This window comes from Bacillus cereus group sp. Sample62 (assembly GCF_036851315.1).
GTDB lineage: Bacteria > Bacillota > Bacilli > Bacillales > Bacillaceae_G > Bacillus_A > Bacillus_A wiedmannii.
Window position 1 is genome coordinate 2,957,953 of the sequence record NZ_JAFLPK010000001.1, and the last position, 16,479, is coordinate 2,974,431.

The window sequence follows — 16,479 nt, forward strand, 5'->3', positions numbered from 1 at the left end:
GAGGTGTGAATATGAATGTACCGGATATGATCTTATATAACGGAAAAATTACTACCCTTGATCCCTCTCAACCTGAGGTATCTGCTATCGCCATAACTGATGGTTTAATAACTGCAGTAGGTGGAGATGAGATTCTTAATAGTGCCACAGAAAAAACAAAAAAAATAAACCTTAAAAGAAAGAGAGTTATCCCAGGCCTGAATGACTCTCATATACACGTTATTCGTGGCGGTCTTCATTATAATATGGAATTACGATGGGAAGGTGTACCTTCACTTGCCATAGCTCTCGAAATGCTCAAAGAACAGGCAAGGCGTACACCTGCTCCTCAGTGGGTAAGAGTAGTTGGAGGTTGGTCTGAATTTCAATTTAAAGAGAGACGGTTGCCAACTTTGGAAGAGATTAATGCTGTTTCTGAAGACACACCTGTCTTTGTGCTACATCTTTACGATAGAGCACTTGTAAATCGTGCTGGGCTGCGTGCACTGGGATACACAAAAGATACCCCAGACCCTCCAGGCTGCTTAATTGAGCGAGATAAACGAGGTAATCCAACGGGCCTTTTAATTGCAAATCCTAACGCTTCTATTCTTTATTCAAGTTTGGGTAAAGCACCAATACTTAATTTTGACGACCAGATTAATTCAACTCGCCATTTTATGCGCGAATTAAATAGATTAGGTATTACAAGTGCTATTGACGCAGGTGGCGGGTTCCAAAATTATCCTGATGACTACAAAGTTGTTGAACATTTAGCCGAGAAGGAACAATTAACTTTGCGTATTGCTTATAATCTATTTACCCAAAATCCTAATCATGAATATGAAGATTTTGCTTCATGGGCAAAAATTGTTTCTCCAGGTCAAGGAACTGATAAGTATAAAATGAATGGTGCCGGAGAAATGTTAGTATTCTCAGCAGCCGATTTTGAAAAATTTCAAATGCCACGGCCTGAACTAGCTACGATGATGGAAGCTGACTTAAAGAAAGTAATTTCTTTATTGGTGGAAAACCGTTGGCCATTCCGTTTACATGCAACTTATGACGAGTCAATCACACGTTTCTTAAATGTATTTGAGGAAGTCAATAAAGAAATTCCTTTTAATGGTCTACGATGGTGGTTTGACCATGCAGAAACAATCTCAGATCGTAGTATGGAACGTGTTAAAGCTTTAAATGGCGGTATTGCCATCCAAGACCGCATGGCTTTTCAAGGTGAGTACTTTGTTGATTTATACGGGAAGGAAGCTGCAAAGCGTACTCCTCCAATTTATCGTATGTTAGACCTAGGTATACCTGTTGGCGCTGGAAGTGATGCAACTAGGGTTTCTAGCTATAACCCTTGGGTCGCTCTTTACTGGATGGTTGCCGGAAAAACCATTGGTGGACTTTCAATATACGATGAAAAAAATAAACTTGATAGAAAAGTAGCCCTGGAATTATATTCAAAAGGAAGTGCGTGGTTCTCTGGTGATGAAGGTAAAAAAGGAACCCTTGCAGTAGGTCAGTTTGCTGATATTGCTGTATTGTCTGCTGACTACTTTACTGTGCCAGAAGAAGAAATCAAGAACCTTGAATCATTACTCACCATTATGGGTGGGCAGGTTGTTTATGGAAATGATGAATTTAAAAATTTATCACCTGGATTGCCGCCAGCATCACCTGATTGGTCACCGACGGGAGTTTATGGTTATGGTGGTGCTAACCTAGCCCACACTATACTTTCTCACGATGCCCATGATCACAAGTTACATAGTTGCAGTAACCCTCTCCATCAACACACTCATACCGTAATAGGAAAAGATGGAACTAAATGGGGTATTGGTTGTACTTGCTTTGCTTTCTAAGTCAAAACCACCGGTATAATGCCGGTGGTTTTCTTTCTACAATAAGGGTTTGGAGCCGAAGGCGGATCCAAATAGTATTGGTATTAAGATCATAATGGTAATATGGACTCTATGTAGATTCGAAATAGCAGTATATCCCTAATGGAATCTATTACTATGCAATAAGACCAAAGAGTTAATTGATTAACTTGACTTGTTTTTAACAGCCTTCTCTCCTTGCAAAGTCTGCCCTTTTCCCTTAAATAAAAGTCCATGGTATTCCCTTTTGAAATGACTACACCACACATATAAATTTACTTGCCCTTTGACTGTAATTTAGGTCTTCTCCCAAGACTTATGTATCATTTTTAATTCTCACACTATAATCATTTTTATACTAATACTTTTTCAGGATTATTTAACTTCTGCATAAAGATACGTGCTGCAAAACTTAAAAATTTATCATCAAAGTGAATAAGATTAATATCTTGACTTGGTGTTGGGTCAATAATACGAACTATGCTCAAAGTATCATTATTAACAAAGTTAACCAGTGAAAGAGGTATTATGGCAACCCCATGTCCATTGTATACAAGGCTCAATAGAGAAATAGAAGATTTTGTTTCTATATTTGCTTCAGATAAAGATAACCCTAAACTCTCACAATATATTTTAATAGATTCACGACAACTACATGAAACCATTATTCTACTCAGTCCTACTAATTCTCGAAAAGAAACAAATGATGTTTCATTCAAAGGATGATTTTTTGGAATGACAAGGACAAGCTCTTCGCTATACAAAAGGGTGCTTGTTAATGTGTCTGGAATTTGAGCACTACGCGTGATGCCTATATCAATATTTTTATCAACGATTTGATTTACAGCAACTTCAGATTCTATAATTTTTACTACAATGTTAGGATAATGTTGTTGAAACTTCATAATATAAGGTGTTAAATAAGTGAGATCCTCTAATAAACCTCCTATAGTAATTACACCTCTTCTTACCCCCTTTAATTCAAAAATTTCATTATAAACGTCATCAAATTGTTGCATGATAAATTTCCCTTTATCAAATAGCAGCTTACCCGCTTCTGTCATTTTGATACCTCTTCCAACTCGATGAAACAAGGGTGTATCAAGTTCACCTTCTAACACACGGATTTGTTGACTTAAAGTCGGCTGTGAAATACCTAGAACTTCCGCAGCTTTAGTAAAACTATTATTATTACAAACTTGAATAAAATACTCTAAATGACGTAATTCCATTCTTGATACCCACTCTCCGCTTTATGAAAGATTTATAATGAAAAGGACGATATGTATACGTTAACATAACAACTTTATTCCCTACTGTACTAATTGAAATTATATGATTTATTCATTTTGTATTATATTACATTTACTACCACTTATTAATTTTTCCTCCTATTTATTTAATTTATATTTAATTAGGATATTACTAAACAGAAATAGCCTCTACAAACTTACAATTTCTGTGCGTAATATCCTAACTTTTTCAACTGTTTCATTATCATTTTTTCTCAATATAGTCCAAACTACCAAATATTTGCCGAATCCCCTCTTTATGCTGAGGAAAAATAGTATCCACCAATTCAATACCTTCTGAAGTAATTGACGCATACGTGACACGGCGGTCTTTAGGACATGGTTTTCACCTCTTCTTTTCCAACCTATCCACTACATACGTGATACTACTACTTGCAAGTAATATTTTGTCCCAAATTTTTTTATAGGCTGATCGGCTTTACTGTATAGTAGCTCAAGCACTGCAAATTCAGTTGGATTAAGTCCATACATTTTTATATCCTTTTCAATACGTTTAGTGATTGACTGTAATTCCTTTGATAATATAACAAATAACTTTAAAGATAGGCTCTCATCGTTAATCACCCTCGTAATTACCAATCCTTTACAAGTTATCTTGAATTCGAGATTCATTATATTATCGTCAAAATATTATGTCAATCATTCATTTTAGCTTTACCAAGCCACTTATAATTTATTTCTCAACATAAGACATATGGAATTAGAAGAAAACAATTGTTAATATATAAGTATCTCAATTACGTTATTTCTTTTAAAGAGAGCTTGTTTTCTAACGCAAGTTCTCTTTTGTCGTATTCTAAATTGAATCGGGACAAATTTCAGATGGTGAATCTGCCCATGTGTATGATATAGTTTTTAAACAAAGATTAGAGCTCTCCTACAAGAAGAAGAGCTCTAATCTTTCATATAAATATTCACCATTTTTATCATTGCGGGGACATCAAAACTTTAACTTGATGGGGATATGATACTACCGCAATTAATAAATATTACTAACCATATATCTAGGTTAATATCTATCATATTTTTTATAAACAGGATTAATTGGATTTAAAAAAAGATTTCTTTTTCTTTACTCGTAATAAATCACCTGTCCATCCTTTGAATCGCATATACATATACATACCTCCTGTTGTGAAAATAATAAATAAGAGAGCAATTAAATAGCTATATTTCCATTCTAGTTCAGGCATATATTTAAAATTCATCCCCCACAATGCTCCTAAGGCCGTCAAAGGCGTACTCACAGCAGTTAATACAGTAAGAGCTTTCATAATTTCATTCCCACGATGAGAAGAAACAACTTCTTGTAAATGAATCATCGTGTCTAATTCTTCTTGGTACTCTTTAACAAGTTGTAATCCACGCTCTAATTTCAAGTATGTTTGTTTATAACAAAGAGTTTTTGTTATATTTTCTAACCAAGCTTCCTCCAAGCCTTGTAACACTTCTTGTATTAAGCGAAACACATGTGTGTTCATAAATAATTCATGACGAATATGATAAATTTTTTCTAAAACTGCTATGTTATTATGATGATAAAAATCCCATAATACATTTCTGAAATTGTTTTCGAAATAGTCAACCTTTCGCAAATAGTGAGATATAAACATTGATAAGATAGCACATAATCCTTCAGCGGAACTATTACAATTTTTTGTACCCATAGGGAAAGTATGTATTAATTTTCGGAAATCCTCTTCCTCTTTTTCTTGGACCGTTATCAGTATTCCATGAGCTACGAAATAATGAAGAAATTTTTGAATTTTGGCGTCCTTTTTATCTTGATCATATAAAAACGAACCATATACACAAGTTTGACTTGATGATAACGTATAAACATATAATCCATTTTCACAAGGAGAACTTATTTTCTTTACAAATTGAGAGAAATAAGATGTTACATCACGAGAGATTATAGAAGAAAGTTTTTCAAGCTCACTAGTTTTCACATGATACCAACTCCATTTCGGCATTTTTATGCATTCCATATTATTCTTCCTTTCTGAATAGTTTTATGTTCGATCGAATCATATCCGTAATATGAAATTTGTATGTAGATATTCATGTCTTGGAGGAAAAGTTTTTTGATCAACTAAATTACAAAATAAATGGCATAGGAGGTCTTATTCTGTTAAAAGGAAGCCCCCCTATATATTAGCTATTTTTATTCTCAATTTTAAACATTTCCTCTATACAAGCACTTTTTATCTTTTCTTATAAAGAATTTATTATATGTGGAAAAGAAGCTACATAATTTGGCACGTCTATTCAACGAACTCCATTTCGGTCGTTATTATAATTTAGATTCATATGCAGATTGATTGGTGATATCGTCAAATACTTGACTTCCAATAATATAGTATCCATGAAGTGCAGCCTCTTTCGAAGCGTCTACCATACGGAAAGAAGAAATTTCACCTTGTACTTTTTCAATTCGTTTTTTGTGGATATCTACTATTCCTCCTGTCCAAATAATAGTGTCATACTAGTCTAACTTAAATTGTTCCTGTAATACACGCATAACGTCTCGGAAGTGTGCCTCCAACTCTTTTTGAATCAAAGTATCAACCTGACTTGTCTGAGGATTTTCTTCTCGACCTCCATATCCTTTTTCTAAGATTTTTGGCATGTCGTTAATATGCAAGTGATTACTTTCACCCGCATGATTCTGCAGGATATTCTTAATATTTTTCAAAGGCTTGCTACATCCTAGTTCCGTCTCATAATGATTTAAAATGATATTTTGTTTCATATCTGTCATTTCTAATGTACGAAATCCACCATCAATAATTAAGATACGATCTCGTTCCTGAATGATTCCCTCTTTTAAGAAATAGGCATGTAAAGCGACTGGTTGCTGAAGAATCAAAGCATTTTCCACCGTAATATTAATAAATTTCCCATCAATTTGCACGGAAGTTTCTTTTTTTAGTGCACGTTGTAATTGCTCATGCTGACTACCAAAACAAGTAACGGGAAGCCCGGTAACAACTAAAGGTATCACGACATTTTCTTTATAATCCTTTGCAATGCAACCAAATATTTGTTGTTTAAACTGTTCGCTTTCATAATAATTTTCTATTTCTTCGTCAAATGGAGGAAGAAATGAAGCGTCAGATTGATGTGCTTCATTTCCCATGTAGTATGCAAAGTCTAGGTCTATAAAACTTACCTTTGTTAAATCTTCACTTTCAGCATGATTAGGTACAGGGGCTAGTGTGGAAGCTTCACTCTTGATCGTCATCTCAGAATCTACATCCTGTCGATATGCCCGCTTGGTAAAGCCAATTCCTACATCAATTGCATACAGAGATTTCATACTCTTTTCCTCACTTTCTATTTTTAGAATTAAATCTAGGCACTCTCTTCTTTCCCTTTTTTCATATATTTCGTTTCATTTTTCGTTTTTTCTCCGTCTATGTCCTTACTATTTTCATTTATTTCGTAATCCTTTTCATCTTTTTTCTTTTTGTTATTTTCGTTTTCTGTTAAATCTTTAATGGTAGAAATGACAACTGGTGTGGCTGTAAGCAGTTGTGGTGATGTTTGTTTTGCAACATTAGCTGCAGTTACAGAAAATTGTTTACTTGTCTCAGTTATCTTCTCTAATGTTTCCTTTATGTTCCCTTCTTGTAGTTTTTCTTTTACGCTTTTTCCTGTTGTTTGTATAGCTTTCCGATTTTCTTTTTTTAATAGGGAGACCATGATTCCGGTCGTAATCCCAATCACAGCATATTTAAATATTGTATGTTTCATTTTTCTCACCCTTCTCTACTTTATTTTTTTCAATGCTACACCCTAAAATAATTACCTTACCGATTTATCAGATGTTGCAATCTATTAGAGAGAATAATAGTTTTGTGGCTGCCTATCACTCGCCGTTGGTGTTTCAGCTGTTACTAGGAGTAAAATTGTCCCTTGATCTAATTTTCCTTCATATAAGTTAGCTTCCTCCTTCGACAACCCCATTTCCTCCATTTGATTTCGGAGTTCGTCCCCTTTTTTGGAGAAAAAGTTGATAATACTTGTGCCCAATCCTTGTTCTTTTACTCCAATCGTATTTGTGTTTGTATCATCCGCAATCTTTTTTGTTAGATGTTTTTCATGTGCTAAGACATAAATGTCATCTTGGCGAATCCCTTGCAATTCTAGCTCTTTTACTTTCATAACTACTTCCTGTTCATTTTCATATTCATGAACCACCGGTTTTCTTTCATTCTTATGCATGGTATTTTTCCTCCTTTAGATTTTTTATTTAGTTGTTATGTAATATGTAATACACCTATTTTAAAGATGTTAAACCTAAATTTTCAAAAAACTTTACACAATAGGTTATTAATGTTTTTGAATATCAAAGAGGTGTCATGAGAACTTTGCTTTGATAAAAGTGTTACAAATAACGATTTGTTTGGAAGGCAAGCCTCTTATTTTATAGAAAAATTCTATTTAGAAAAAGTTACAAAAGGAGTACAAGATACTTTTTTCGTTAATTAAATCAAAAGAAAAATAAAAAAACACTCCTTTTCAAAGAGTGCTTTTTAAAAACATATAACCTAATAAAAATGTTTCTATTTTGATTACAGAAAGAAAGTCTTTATTAAAACATATGGTTGCTAATTTAATTGCAATCTTCCTTGCACCCAAGCAGCAATATCATTTATAACATACTCAGGGATATTAGCAGAATTATAATATTCATCCGGTTTACTTATTTCGCCATAACCTTCTGTAAATAAGGGATTTAACTTTGGATATAGTCGATAATCAATGTTATCTCGTTCTTTTAATTGTTCTTTCCAAAGAGGGATTTCGATTTTCGATTGAACTTGATAGTCTCTTTCTCCTTGAATAATAAAAAGCGGTGTCTTTTGTTCTTTTGACATTTCCCCTGCTTTAATTTTACGGATAGAATCCTTACTTCACAGGATTTCTTTGCTGTTTTCACTATATCCTTACTATACAAATGAAAATATACAACGATACTAAATATACAAACTTTGCATAAAAAAATGATTTTATAGTATCTTTTTAATATCCATGTCCACCTTGCCAGCCACCATGTCCGCCTTGCCAACCACCGTGTCCACCTTGCCAACCACCGTGTCCACCTTGCCAACCACCGTGTCCACCTTGCCAACCACCGTGTCCACCTTGCCAACCACCATGTCCACCTTGCCAACCACCGTGTCCACCTTGCCAACCACCGTGTCCACCTTGCCAACCACCATGTCCGCCCGGCCAACCACCGTGTCCACCTTGCCAACCACCGTGCCCGCCTTGCCAACCACCGTGTCCACCCGGCCAACCACCCTGTCCGCCTTGCCACCAGCCTTCATAGCCTTGTCTCTGTGAGTTCATTCCTTCGCATCCCTTCTTATTAAAAATTCAAATACTGTAACTGGGTATTCTCTAAATATAATTATGTATCCCAAAAATAAATGTATCCGCAAACATCTCGATTATTGGTAAAGTAATTATCTAATAAAAAAACATTTATTATTGCAAATCTAAGCTCTATTATTTTTTTACTTTTCACTCCAGGATATCGAATCTTTTTTTAATTCTTATGGATCTAAACTGATCCAATAGTGATTCTGGTACAATTGTTCTGAAGTTTTTACACTAGAACCCTCTTATTTACGCATTGAAAAATGTTACCTATAACGAAAAAGCCCAATTTCTCTATTTAAACAAACTGCAAGTAACCACTTATCCTTAGAATGAGTGGTTACTCGGTATTTCTATATAAAGAACCATAAAAATAATGTCAGCATAAGAACCATCTTTGAACCTAATTTGGTTTATTCTCCTACCTTCTTCTTTAAACCCTAATCTTTTGTATAAATTTATAGCTCGTTCGTTGTTCGAAAATACATACAGGCATATTTTTTCTAATCCTTCTTGTTCTTTTGCCCATTCTATAAAATGAGAAAGTAATTTTGATCCAATCCCCATATTATAAAATCCTGGTTCAATCCCCATTCCAATAAACACTACTTTTTACTCCCTCAATTCCCATTACTTTCTCTATAAATAAAATTGCACGATCTATATTTTTCCACAACGAACTGAATACTAATCAAGAACAATCTTGCAATTAATTCACTTTGAACTTATAATGTTAAACCTAAATCAACAAATTTTACAGTATCAATAACTTTATCTTCCATCCACAGTTTGTAAAGTTCATCTTTACCTTCAAATACTTTTATTCCTCTTTCAATTATAGAAATTATGTATTTATACTCGTTAAATAACATTTTAGTTGGGCTCTATCTAACATATATAACTCCTTTCAGCCTTACCTAGTGTAAATTCAATTTTTTAAAATGTTATACAAGGAATGAGACACCACCTAGAATTAGTTCAATCATTATACATGAAAAAAGCGAAAGCTTCCTCGATGAAATCGAGGAAGCTTTCGCTTTTTAAACTATAAGAACTTTTTCAGTGCCCTAGACATAGCTAAGGACCTTTTTAATTAAATTTAACTACCAACTAACAATTCAGGGAATAAATAATGTAATACATACATAGTTAAACGTCTAGACTTTCCCTTATACGGATATATATGCATGTACATTGATGGATTAAAGTTTGCCTCAATAATTCCATAAGCATTTTTATTTGCTGCAGGAACTTCTGTATTTTCAATAATCAAATCTATACCACTAATATTAGCTCCAAGTGCAGCTACCGCATCTACAGCTAGTTTCTTATAATCGTCGGGAATTTGATCTGTCACATCAATTGAATCTCCACCTGTACTAACATTAGAATTTTCTCGCAGAAATACAATTTCGCCACTTGTTGGAATTGAATCTTTTCGATACCCTTGAGCTTTAAGCATTAAGAGTTCCAATTCACCTAATCGTATACTTTCTAAAGGGGTCCTATGGTCCATTCCTCTTAATGAATCTAAGTTTTTTTGTAGGACCAATTCTTCAATCGTATGTGTACCGTCCCCTACAACATTAGCAGGAATTCGTAATAAAACAGCATGAACTTTGTCGTCTAGTACAAAAAATCGATATTCTGTTCCATAAACAAATTCTTCTATTAATACGGATGAGTCTTCTTTAAATGCTAATGTGAGTGCTTTTTGATAGTCTTCGTAACTTGCTCCATCTTCTTTAAAGATAGATATTCCTAATCCATAATTTGTTGTTTTTGGTTTTACAACAAAAGGCTTTCTTGCAAATAAATCATAGGAACGTAAAGCTTTTTCTATGTCGTTAAATTCCTCACCTATTGGTACACGAAATCCATGTTGTTGAAGAATTTTCTTTGTTACTGTTTTATTTTCCATAATTAATGGTGATATATAACTATCTTTACTAGTCATATTCCCATTCTTCACATATTCGATATGATTTCCTAGCTTTAGTCTTAAAAATTGATCTTGTCGATCTAAAACGTCTACTTGTATTCCTTGTTGAATAGCATCAAACATTAAAATTTGTGTAGATAACTCCATGTCAGTAAATCCTGATAGCTGATACGGTTTATCCCATGATTTTTTATAATTTTCTTTAGCAATACGGGAAGCTACCTGTCTTTGACTACTTTTTATAATCTCTTTATAAAGTCGTCCAGCTAAAGTCTTACTTGGATCTGTTAGCATTTCTCTCAAGTTAGCAAATACTGTATTCGAAACCGTTATGCCTAACAGCTCTGTTACATGTTCCATCTCATCAACAATCCGCTCAGCATCTGTTTTAAATTGCGTATGTTCTAAAGGATGTTCAAGAGCCACTAAATTATTTTGAACATCACCGATTTTTACCCATTCATCATTATTATCACCTTGGTCAATCCAGAGTAAATAAATAAGGAAAAGGTGTAGAAATTCTGCTTGTTCCTGGCTAATTCCATATGTTTCAAAAGGATTTAAATCTAAGTTTCTTAATTCAATATAACGAATACCTTGATTATTGAAATCTGAGACTTGAGGACCGCCTCTTAAACGGACAGATGCATAAAATTCTTTTTCCTCTAATAAAACCCCTTTACGCACCAGCGAAGAAAGATCAGCTATATAGTTTTGTAAACTACTATAGGATACTTGAACATCATTTTCATTGCTATAACCATATTTACTATTTCTGATGCTTCTTACGGCGCCATTTAAAGGATTTTTTTCAAAGAAATTCTTTTCACTACTAGGAGAAGCACCGAAGAAATATGTTATTAGCCATTGATAGTGTAAATAATTCCTTGTGACTTTCAAATAAATTTCTGTTTTAAATTGATGATACTCTTTTATTTCTGATTGTAATTCAAATAATGTCTGAATTAAATCCTCACTAAATTCAAAATTAAAATGAATACCACTAATCATTTGTTTTCGTCGCCCATAAGAATTAGATAAATATCGGCGGTATAAAACATTTTCATGATTATTAAGTTTCGCAATCATAATATCTTCTTCTTTTTCGGGCAACTGTGGCGGCATACTTAATGGCCAAAGCATTTCGGTAACGCCCATAGAACGATAGGCAACATCATGAATAGCTGCTAAATAATTAAATAAATCTTCTAGTGTCTCGGTAACTGGTGTGATTAGTTCCATCTGTGTTTCAGAGAAATCCCGCTGAATATAAGGATGGTCATCTCTTACTGAAATACTATTGGGATGTTCTGTTTTAGCTAAACTTCCTGATAGATCCACTCGTTGACTTTCTTTTTCAACGCCAAAACGTGCTTTTAATACATATGGTTTAATACGGTCATTGTTTAACATTTTTTTCATTTCCATATAAACGGTACCCCCCATCAACTCAAATATTTGATATAGAAATCGCCAAAGTTATAGGCATTTTTTTGAATTTAGCATTTGGATATTAATGGCCACAGCATTTTATTCTTATCCACAGAAAGAGAAGGATTTTCGCGGATAGCTGCTAAGTAATTTATTTTGTCTTCTAATGTTTTAGTATTAAGTTGAATATATAACCTGGTATCTCTTATCGAAACGGATTTAGACGTTTCAGTTGAGCTTTCATCTAAGTCAACTTGTTGATTTCCCTTTTCAATCCCGTAACGAGCCTTTAATAAGGATCGTTTAACACGGTAATTAAATAGCATTTTTTTAATACACATAAACTCTTCCCCCACTTTAATTGTTTTTACAAACGATTAAACACGACAAAATATAACAATCAAAAATACCCACACCCCTACATGCGGATACTTTTGTTACTATATTTTGCTGGTAAATAAGAATCATCTTACATACTTCATATGGAAAGAGAAATGCTCATGTAAGAAAGTGGCAATAAAGAAGTAGCTATGATCATAGCCCTCCATTTTTTTATAAGTTACCATTTGACTATTTTTTTGAGCATTCTCTAAGAAAATATGCTCTTCCAATTGTTTTGGATAAAACTCGTCTTGACTACCTTGCATAATAAGAATAGGTGGAATAGTGTCTTCTTTAATTAATTCTGAAGCATCCCATTGTTTCCAAGAATTTTTGTCTTCACCTAAATAAGAGGTGAAAGCATTTATTCCCCATGGAACTTGACTAGGGGTTAGGATTGGCGAAAAAGCAGAAATCGCTTTGAATCTCTTAGCATTTTTTAAACCAATCACTAACGCCCCGTGCCCTCCCATTGAATGTCCCATTATGCTTTCTTCACCTGAAAAGTTAGGTACAATAGTCGCAGCAATGGATGTTAACTCATCTACTATATAGGAATACATTTTATAATGCTTTGTCCAAGGCTCCTCGGTAGCATTTACATAAAAACCTGCTCCTTGTCCAAGATCCCATGCCGCAACATCTGAAACGTGTTCTCCACGCGGTGAAGTATCTGGCATGATTACTGCAACTTGATGTTTTTCAGCCAAACGCTGAAATCCACTTTTTTGACTAAAATTATCATCTGTACAGGTTAAACCAGATAACCACCATATAAGTGGGATTTTTTTCTTTTTTTTATTTGATGGTAAATAGATACTAAATTTCATATCACCTTGCAAGACTTCTGAATAATGGCTATATTTACGTTGCTCTCCTTCAAAAGAACGATGTTGTTCAATACATGTAAGACTCATTATCTCACTCTCCATAAGTTAAAATCGTACGAATGGATTCACCTTTGTGTAATAAATCAAATGCCTCATTGATATCTTTAAATTCTAAATGATGAGTAATAAATGAATCTAAATCAATATCACCTTGCATATAATTTTCAACCATTTCTGGAAGCTCAGATCTTCCTTTAACTCCACCAAAGGCTGATCCACGCCACACTCGGCCCGTTACTAATTGGAATGGACGAGTATGAATCTCTTTACCAGCACCAGCTACACCGATAATGATACTTTCACCCCAACCTTTATGACACGCTTCAAGAGCGGACTTCATTACTTCAACATTACCAATACATTCAAAGCTATAATCCACGCCTCCATCTGTCATTTCGACTATGACTTCTTGAATTGGGCGATCATAATCCGCAGGGTTCACAAAATCAGTTGCTCCCATTTTTTTAGCTAGTTCCCATTTTTGAGGATTTAGGTCAACTGCAATAATTCGGCTTGCTTTCGCTTGAACTAGTCCTTGAATAGCAGCTAATCCAATCGCTCCTAAACCAAATACAGCTGTCACAGCTCCTTCTTCGACTTTTGCAGTGTTGTGTACAGCACCGATACCTGTAGTCACACCACACCCTAATAAGGCAACTTTATCTAACGGAGCGTTTTCGTCGATTTTCGCTAAATTAATTTCATTCACAACTGTATATTCACTGAATGTACTAGTTCCCATGTAATGATAAAGTGGCTCTCCGTTATAAGAGAATCGAGTTGTTCCATCAGGCATTAACCCTTTACCTTGTGTTTCTCGTACAGCACTACATAAGTTTGTTTTACCAGAACGACAGAATTTACATTCTCCGCATTCAGGTGTATATAGTGGAATAACATGATCACCAGGTTTTACTGAAGTAACTTCATCACCTACTGAAACGACAACACCCGCACCTTCATGACCTAGTACAGCAGGAAATACTCCTTCTGGATCGTCACCTGATAATGTAAAAGCATCTGTATGACAGACGGAAGTATATAGTATTTTAACTAATACCTCTTTTGCTTTTGGCTCTTCTACATCGATTTCTACGATTTGAAGTGGTTCTCCTGACTTAAATGCAACAGCAGCTCTACTTTTCAACTGAATCCCTACTTTCTTTTTCTATTGTTTACAACACTAAGATTACACTTTATAATTTTAATTACAATACTGACAAATTTGTCACTATAAACATTTTTTCACGAAAGGACGGACAAAAATTATGGTTATTCATTATAAGGACAAGGAATTTTTCACCGGAAAAGATTTAGCTTTATCTGTAATAGGAGGACGTTGGAAAATAGCAATTATATGGTGTTTGTTACAACGTTCACCTTTAAGATTAAGTGAAATACAAAAAAAGCTTCCTGATGTGAATCAGCGCATGCTAATCAGACAATTAAGGGAGTTAGAAGAAGATAAAATAATTACTAGGTGTGTATATCCTGTAGTACCTCCAAAGGTTGAGTATGAACTTAGTGAAGTAGGTCGTCGCCTAGAACGCGTAGTAACTGCCATCTGTGATTGGGGAGATGAATTTAGTGAATTTGTAGAAATGGACGCTACTCAAGCGCCGATTGAATAAAGCTTAATGCAATTTCAAGTAGGTCTGTAAAAGTTAGGGGACAATGTATAAAAATATGTACATGAATAGTTCAAAAAAGCCACTAAACGCTGGTATGAAGGCGTTTAGTGGCTTTTCAATGTCACCAAATGTATATCGAGTAATGATCCGATACTCTCTTCATGAATCTTAGTTTAGGTTTCTCTATTGCACCTGTAGCTACTGTTAAGCAATTCATACAAGAACAGATTTTATTCTCCTTTATCCACCCACTAGAAAAAATTAAAATAACCTTACAACTCTTTTTAAGAAAATCTTAAGAAAATCTCCCTTTATTCATAAGAATTTTTTTCTATACTGAAACATGTAAATGAACAAAAGGAGAAATAATCATGAAGAAATTTGTAATTTGCATAATAGGAATTGGTCTTCCTATATACTTACTACCTTTCATATTACGCGGGGATTTAGACAGATTTAATCCGATTGCTGAAGAAAAAAATGTATACGCCGTTGCGAAAGGATATGGCGTTCCGGATTACCATCATAAAGGAAGAGCTATGTACTCACTAAAAGGTGTTGATGAATTAAGGAATGAGAAAGAATATACAGTAGGAACAAACACTCCTAATGATTTTATAAAAAAAACTTACTTGAAAATTCATGTAAAAGGAAAGTATGTGTATTCTTACGATGTTATCGCTGAAAAGGACATACCGGAGAAAGTAAGAGAACAATTGAAAATTGTAGATAACTAAAAGAGCCTACTCGTATGAGTTGGCTCTTTATTACCTCTCCCACCTACCATTGAGCTAGGGGAAGAAGAGTTTTTCATAATTGTTTTAATAACCATTGTTCCATTACTTTCACTGTTTCATCTCGTTGTGCTTTTGCCGTAATTAAACTCGCATTATCCCCCTTTTGCTCACCATACATGCCAAAATGAGCATGGTTTCCCCCTTTTATCATGTGCATGGTTGCATTCTTTGACATGAACTTTTTAGTGTTCTCTATTTTTTCTACAGTTGCTAAAGCATCTACTTCTCCATAAATAGATAGCATCGGAATCGATTTGGTAGAGAAATCCTCTGCGGGATAAGAACCTAAGAAAATAATCCCGTCTACCTTGTCCTCATGTTGAAAAGCATACTTAGAAATCATAGCTCCGCCCATTGAATGCCCTGCAACATACCATTTTTGAACTTCAGGATACTGTTCAATTACACTGTCTACTTCATTGATTCCAAGTATCGCTAGATTTAATGGTAACTTAGGCATTACTACAAAATGTCCATCTTTTGCAAGAGCTTCTCCTAAGTAACTATAAGCCTCAGCTTCTACTTTAGCTCCTTGATAAAAAATAACCCCTATTTTAGCATCTTTCTCTCCAAATACTATATTATCTTCATCTTTTTTATCATTCACTAACGACAAAGCCTCTTTCGTTGGTTTATAACTAAACTGAGACCAAACAAAAAAAGTTATACTTCCCATAAGTAAAATGCCTAGTAAAGAGTACAAAATAATTTTCATCCACTTCTTCACAAATATGCCTCCCTAAGATGTATATATTTTATACTTTAATTATTATTAATAGGATTGTCGAATAATCTTAACTAATAAGTTTAGAAAAAATACTACTCTTTCTAAATAACA

The 16,479-nt window shown here is 34.2% G+C and carries 15 protein-coding genes and 3 pseudogenes; 4 read left to right on the plus strand and 14 right to left on the minus strand.

What is annotated here, in order from left to right; genetic code table 11:
* Nucleotides 1–11 precede the first annotated feature (11 nt).
* A complete protein-coding gene (locus J0835_RS15055; protein ID WP_140386823.1) occupies nucleotides 12–1,847 on the plus strand; it encodes an amidohydrolase in 1,836 nt (611 codons plus the stop codon).
* Between the two features lie 371 nt (nucleotides 1,848–2,218).
* Here the strand turns inward: J0835_RS15055 and J0835_RS15060 are convergent, their stop codons facing one another.
* From J0835_RS15060 to J0835_RS15085, 6 genes and pseudogenes are all read right to left on the minus strand, one after another.
* On the minus strand, nucleotides 2,219–3,097 hold the full coding sequence (locus tag J0835_RS15060; RefSeq protein ID WP_087981123.1) for a LysR family transcriptional regulator: 879 nt from the start codon (nucleotides 3,095–3,097) through the stop codon (nucleotides 2,219–2,221).
* 218 nt (nucleotides 3,098–3,315) lie between these two features.
* Nucleotides 3,316–3,790: pseudogene (locus J0835_RS15065) on the minus strand (MarR family winged helix-turn-helix transcriptional regulator).
* A 428-nt stretch (nucleotides 3,791–4,218) separates the two neighbouring features.
* Nucleotides 4,219–5,169, minus strand: coding sequence for a magnesium transporter CorA family protein (locus J0835_RS15070; RefSeq protein ID WP_087981125.1), 951 nt, complete (start codon nucleotides 5,167–5,169; stop codon nucleotides 4,219–4,221).
* A gap of 305 nt (nucleotides 5,170–5,474) precedes the next feature.
* Nucleotides 5,475–6,500 (minus strand): annotated as a pseudogene (locus J0835_RS15075) (ParM/StbA family protein).
* A gap of 35 nt (nucleotides 6,501–6,535) precedes the next feature.
* Nucleotides 6,536–6,937, minus strand: coding sequence for a peptidase U61 (locus J0835_RS15080; RefSeq protein WP_087981126.1), 402 nt, complete (start codon nucleotides 6,935–6,937; stop codon nucleotides 6,536–6,538).
* Between the two features lie 84 nt (nucleotides 6,938–7,021).
* On the minus strand, nucleotides 7,022–7,408 hold the full coding sequence (locus tag J0835_RS15085; RefSeq protein WP_087981127.1) for a general stress protein: 387 nt from the start codon (nucleotides 7,406–7,408) through the stop codon (nucleotides 7,022–7,024).
* Between the two features lie 177 nt (nucleotides 7,409–7,585).
* On the opposite strand from J0835_RS15085, the gene J0835_RS29230 reads away from it, so the two are divergent.
* Nucleotides 7,586–7,675, plus strand: coding sequence for an acyl dehydratase (locus J0835_RS29230; RefSeq protein ID WP_080468749.1), 90 nt, complete (start codon nucleotides 7,586–7,588; stop codon nucleotides 7,673–7,675).
* A gap of 119 nt (nucleotides 7,676–7,794) precedes the next feature.
* Here J0835_RS29230 and J0835_RS15095 read toward each other — a convergent pair.
* The 7 genes and pseudogenes from J0835_RS15095 to J0835_RS15125 form a co-directional block, all read right to left on the minus strand.
* Nucleotides 7,795–8,094: pseudogene (locus J0835_RS15095) on the minus strand (alpha/beta hydrolase); the annotation flags it as partial.
* A 115-nt stretch (nucleotides 8,095–8,209) separates the two neighbouring features.
* Complete coding sequence (locus J0835_RS15100; RefSeq protein WP_087981128.1) at nucleotides 8,210–8,539, minus strand: hypothetical protein; 330 nt, start codon at nucleotides 8,537–8,539, stop codon at nucleotides 8,210–8,212.
* 357 nt (nucleotides 8,540–8,896) lie between these two features.
* Nucleotides 8,897–9,175 carry a GNAT family N-acetyltransferase gene (locus J0835_RS15105; protein ID WP_242250093.1) on the minus strand — a complete coding sequence of 93 codons (279 nt, stop codon included), beginning with the start codon at nucleotides 9,173–9,175 and terminating at the stop codon, nucleotides 8,897–8,899.
* 493 nt (nucleotides 9,176–9,668) lie between these two features.
* Nucleotides 9,669–11,939, minus strand: a complete 2,271-nt coding sequence (gshAB, locus tag J0835_RS15110) for a bifunctional glutamate--cysteine ligase GshA/glutathione synthetase GshB (protein WP_087981129.1) — start codon at nucleotides 11,937–11,939, stop codon at nucleotides 9,669–9,671.
* A 71-nt stretch (nucleotides 11,940–12,010) separates the two neighbouring features.
* The gene (locus J0835_RS15115) at nucleotides 12,011–12,283 is read right to left on the minus strand and encodes a UDP-N-acetylmuramoylalanyl-D-glutamate--2,6-diaminopimelate ligase (protein ID WP_087981130.1); all 273 of its coding nucleotides are present in this window, start codon (nucleotides 12,281–12,283) and stop codon (nucleotides 12,011–12,013) included.
* Nucleotides 12,284–12,406: 123 nt separating this feature from the next.
* Nucleotides 12,407–13,240, minus strand: coding sequence for an S-formylglutathione hydrolase (gene fghA, locus J0835_RS15120; RefSeq protein ID WP_087981131.1), 834 nt, complete (start codon nucleotides 13,238–13,240; stop codon nucleotides 12,407–12,409).
* A gap of 4 nt (nucleotides 13,241–13,244) precedes the next feature.
* On the minus strand, nucleotides 13,245–14,360 hold the full coding sequence (locus tag J0835_RS15125; RefSeq protein WP_087981132.1) for an S-(hydroxymethyl)glutathione dehydrogenase/class III alcohol dehydrogenase: 1,116 nt from the start codon (nucleotides 14,358–14,360) through the stop codon (nucleotides 13,245–13,247).
* A gap of 121 nt (nucleotides 14,361–14,481) precedes the next feature.
* Here J0835_RS15125 and J0835_RS15130 point away from each other — a divergent pair, with 121 nt between their 5' ends.
* Entirely contained in the window at nucleotides 14,482–14,844 is a 363-nt protein-coding gene (locus J0835_RS15130) for a winged helix-turn-helix transcriptional regulator (protein ID WP_087981133.1), read from the plus strand.
* Between the two features lie 371 nt (nucleotides 14,845–15,215).
* Nucleotides 15,216–15,581, plus strand: coding sequence for a YxeA family protein (locus J0835_RS15135; protein ID WP_087981134.1), 366 nt, complete (start codon nucleotides 15,216–15,218; stop codon nucleotides 15,579–15,581).
* A gap of 73 nt (nucleotides 15,582–15,654) precedes the next feature.
* Here J0835_RS15135 and J0835_RS15140 read toward each other — a convergent pair whose 3' ends face one another.
* Nucleotides 15,655–16,368 (minus strand): alpha/beta hydrolase, encoded by a 714-nt coding sequence (locus J0835_RS15140; protein ID WP_087981135.1) that lies wholly within the window; start codon nucleotides 16,366–16,368, stop codon nucleotides 15,655–15,657.
* Nucleotides 16,369–16,479 lie beyond the last annotated feature (111 nt).

Bases quoted from the DNA above. Each gene is read 5' to 3' on its own strand.
- J0835_RS15055 (WP_140386823.1), top strand. From the start codon at position 12: ATGAATGTACCGGATATGATCTTATATAACGGAAAAATTACTACCCTT.
- J0835_RS15060 (WP_087981123.1), bottom strand. From the start codon at position 3,097: ATGGAATTACGTCATTTAGAGTATTTTATTCAAGTTTGTAATAATAAT.
- J0835_RS15070 (WP_087981125.1), bottom strand. From the start codon at position 5,169: ATGGAATGCATAAAAATGCCGAAATGGAGTTGGTATCATGTGAAAACT.
- J0835_RS15080 (WP_087981126.1), bottom strand. From the start codon at position 6,937: ATGAAACATACAATATTTAAATATGCTGTGATTGGGATTACGACCGGA.
- J0835_RS15085 (WP_087981127.1), bottom strand. From the start codon at position 7,408: ATGCATAAGAATGAAAGAAAACCGGTGGTTCATGAATATGAAAATGAA.
- J0835_RS15100 (WP_087981128.1), bottom strand. From the start codon at position 8,539: ATGAACTCACAGAGACAAGGCTATGAAGGCTGGTGGCAAGGCGGACAG.
- gshAB (WP_087981129.1), bottom strand. From the start codon at position 11,939: ATGGAAATGAAAAAAATGTTAAACAATGACCGTATTAAACCATATGTA.
- J0835_RS15115 (WP_087981130.1), bottom strand. From the start codon at position 12,283: ATGTGTATTAAAAAAATGCTATTTAATTACCGTGTTAAACGATCCTTA.
- fghA (WP_087981131.1), bottom strand. From the start codon at position 13,240: ATGAGTCTTACATGTATTGAACAACATCGTTCTTTTGAAGGAGAGCAA.
- J0835_RS15130 (WP_087981133.1), top strand. From the start codon at position 14,482: ATGGTTATTCATTATAAGGACAAGGAATTTTTCACCGGAAAAGATTTA.
- J0835_RS15135 (WP_087981134.1), top strand. From the start codon at position 15,216: ATGAAGAAATTTGTAATTTGCATAATAGGAATTGGTCTTCCTATATAC.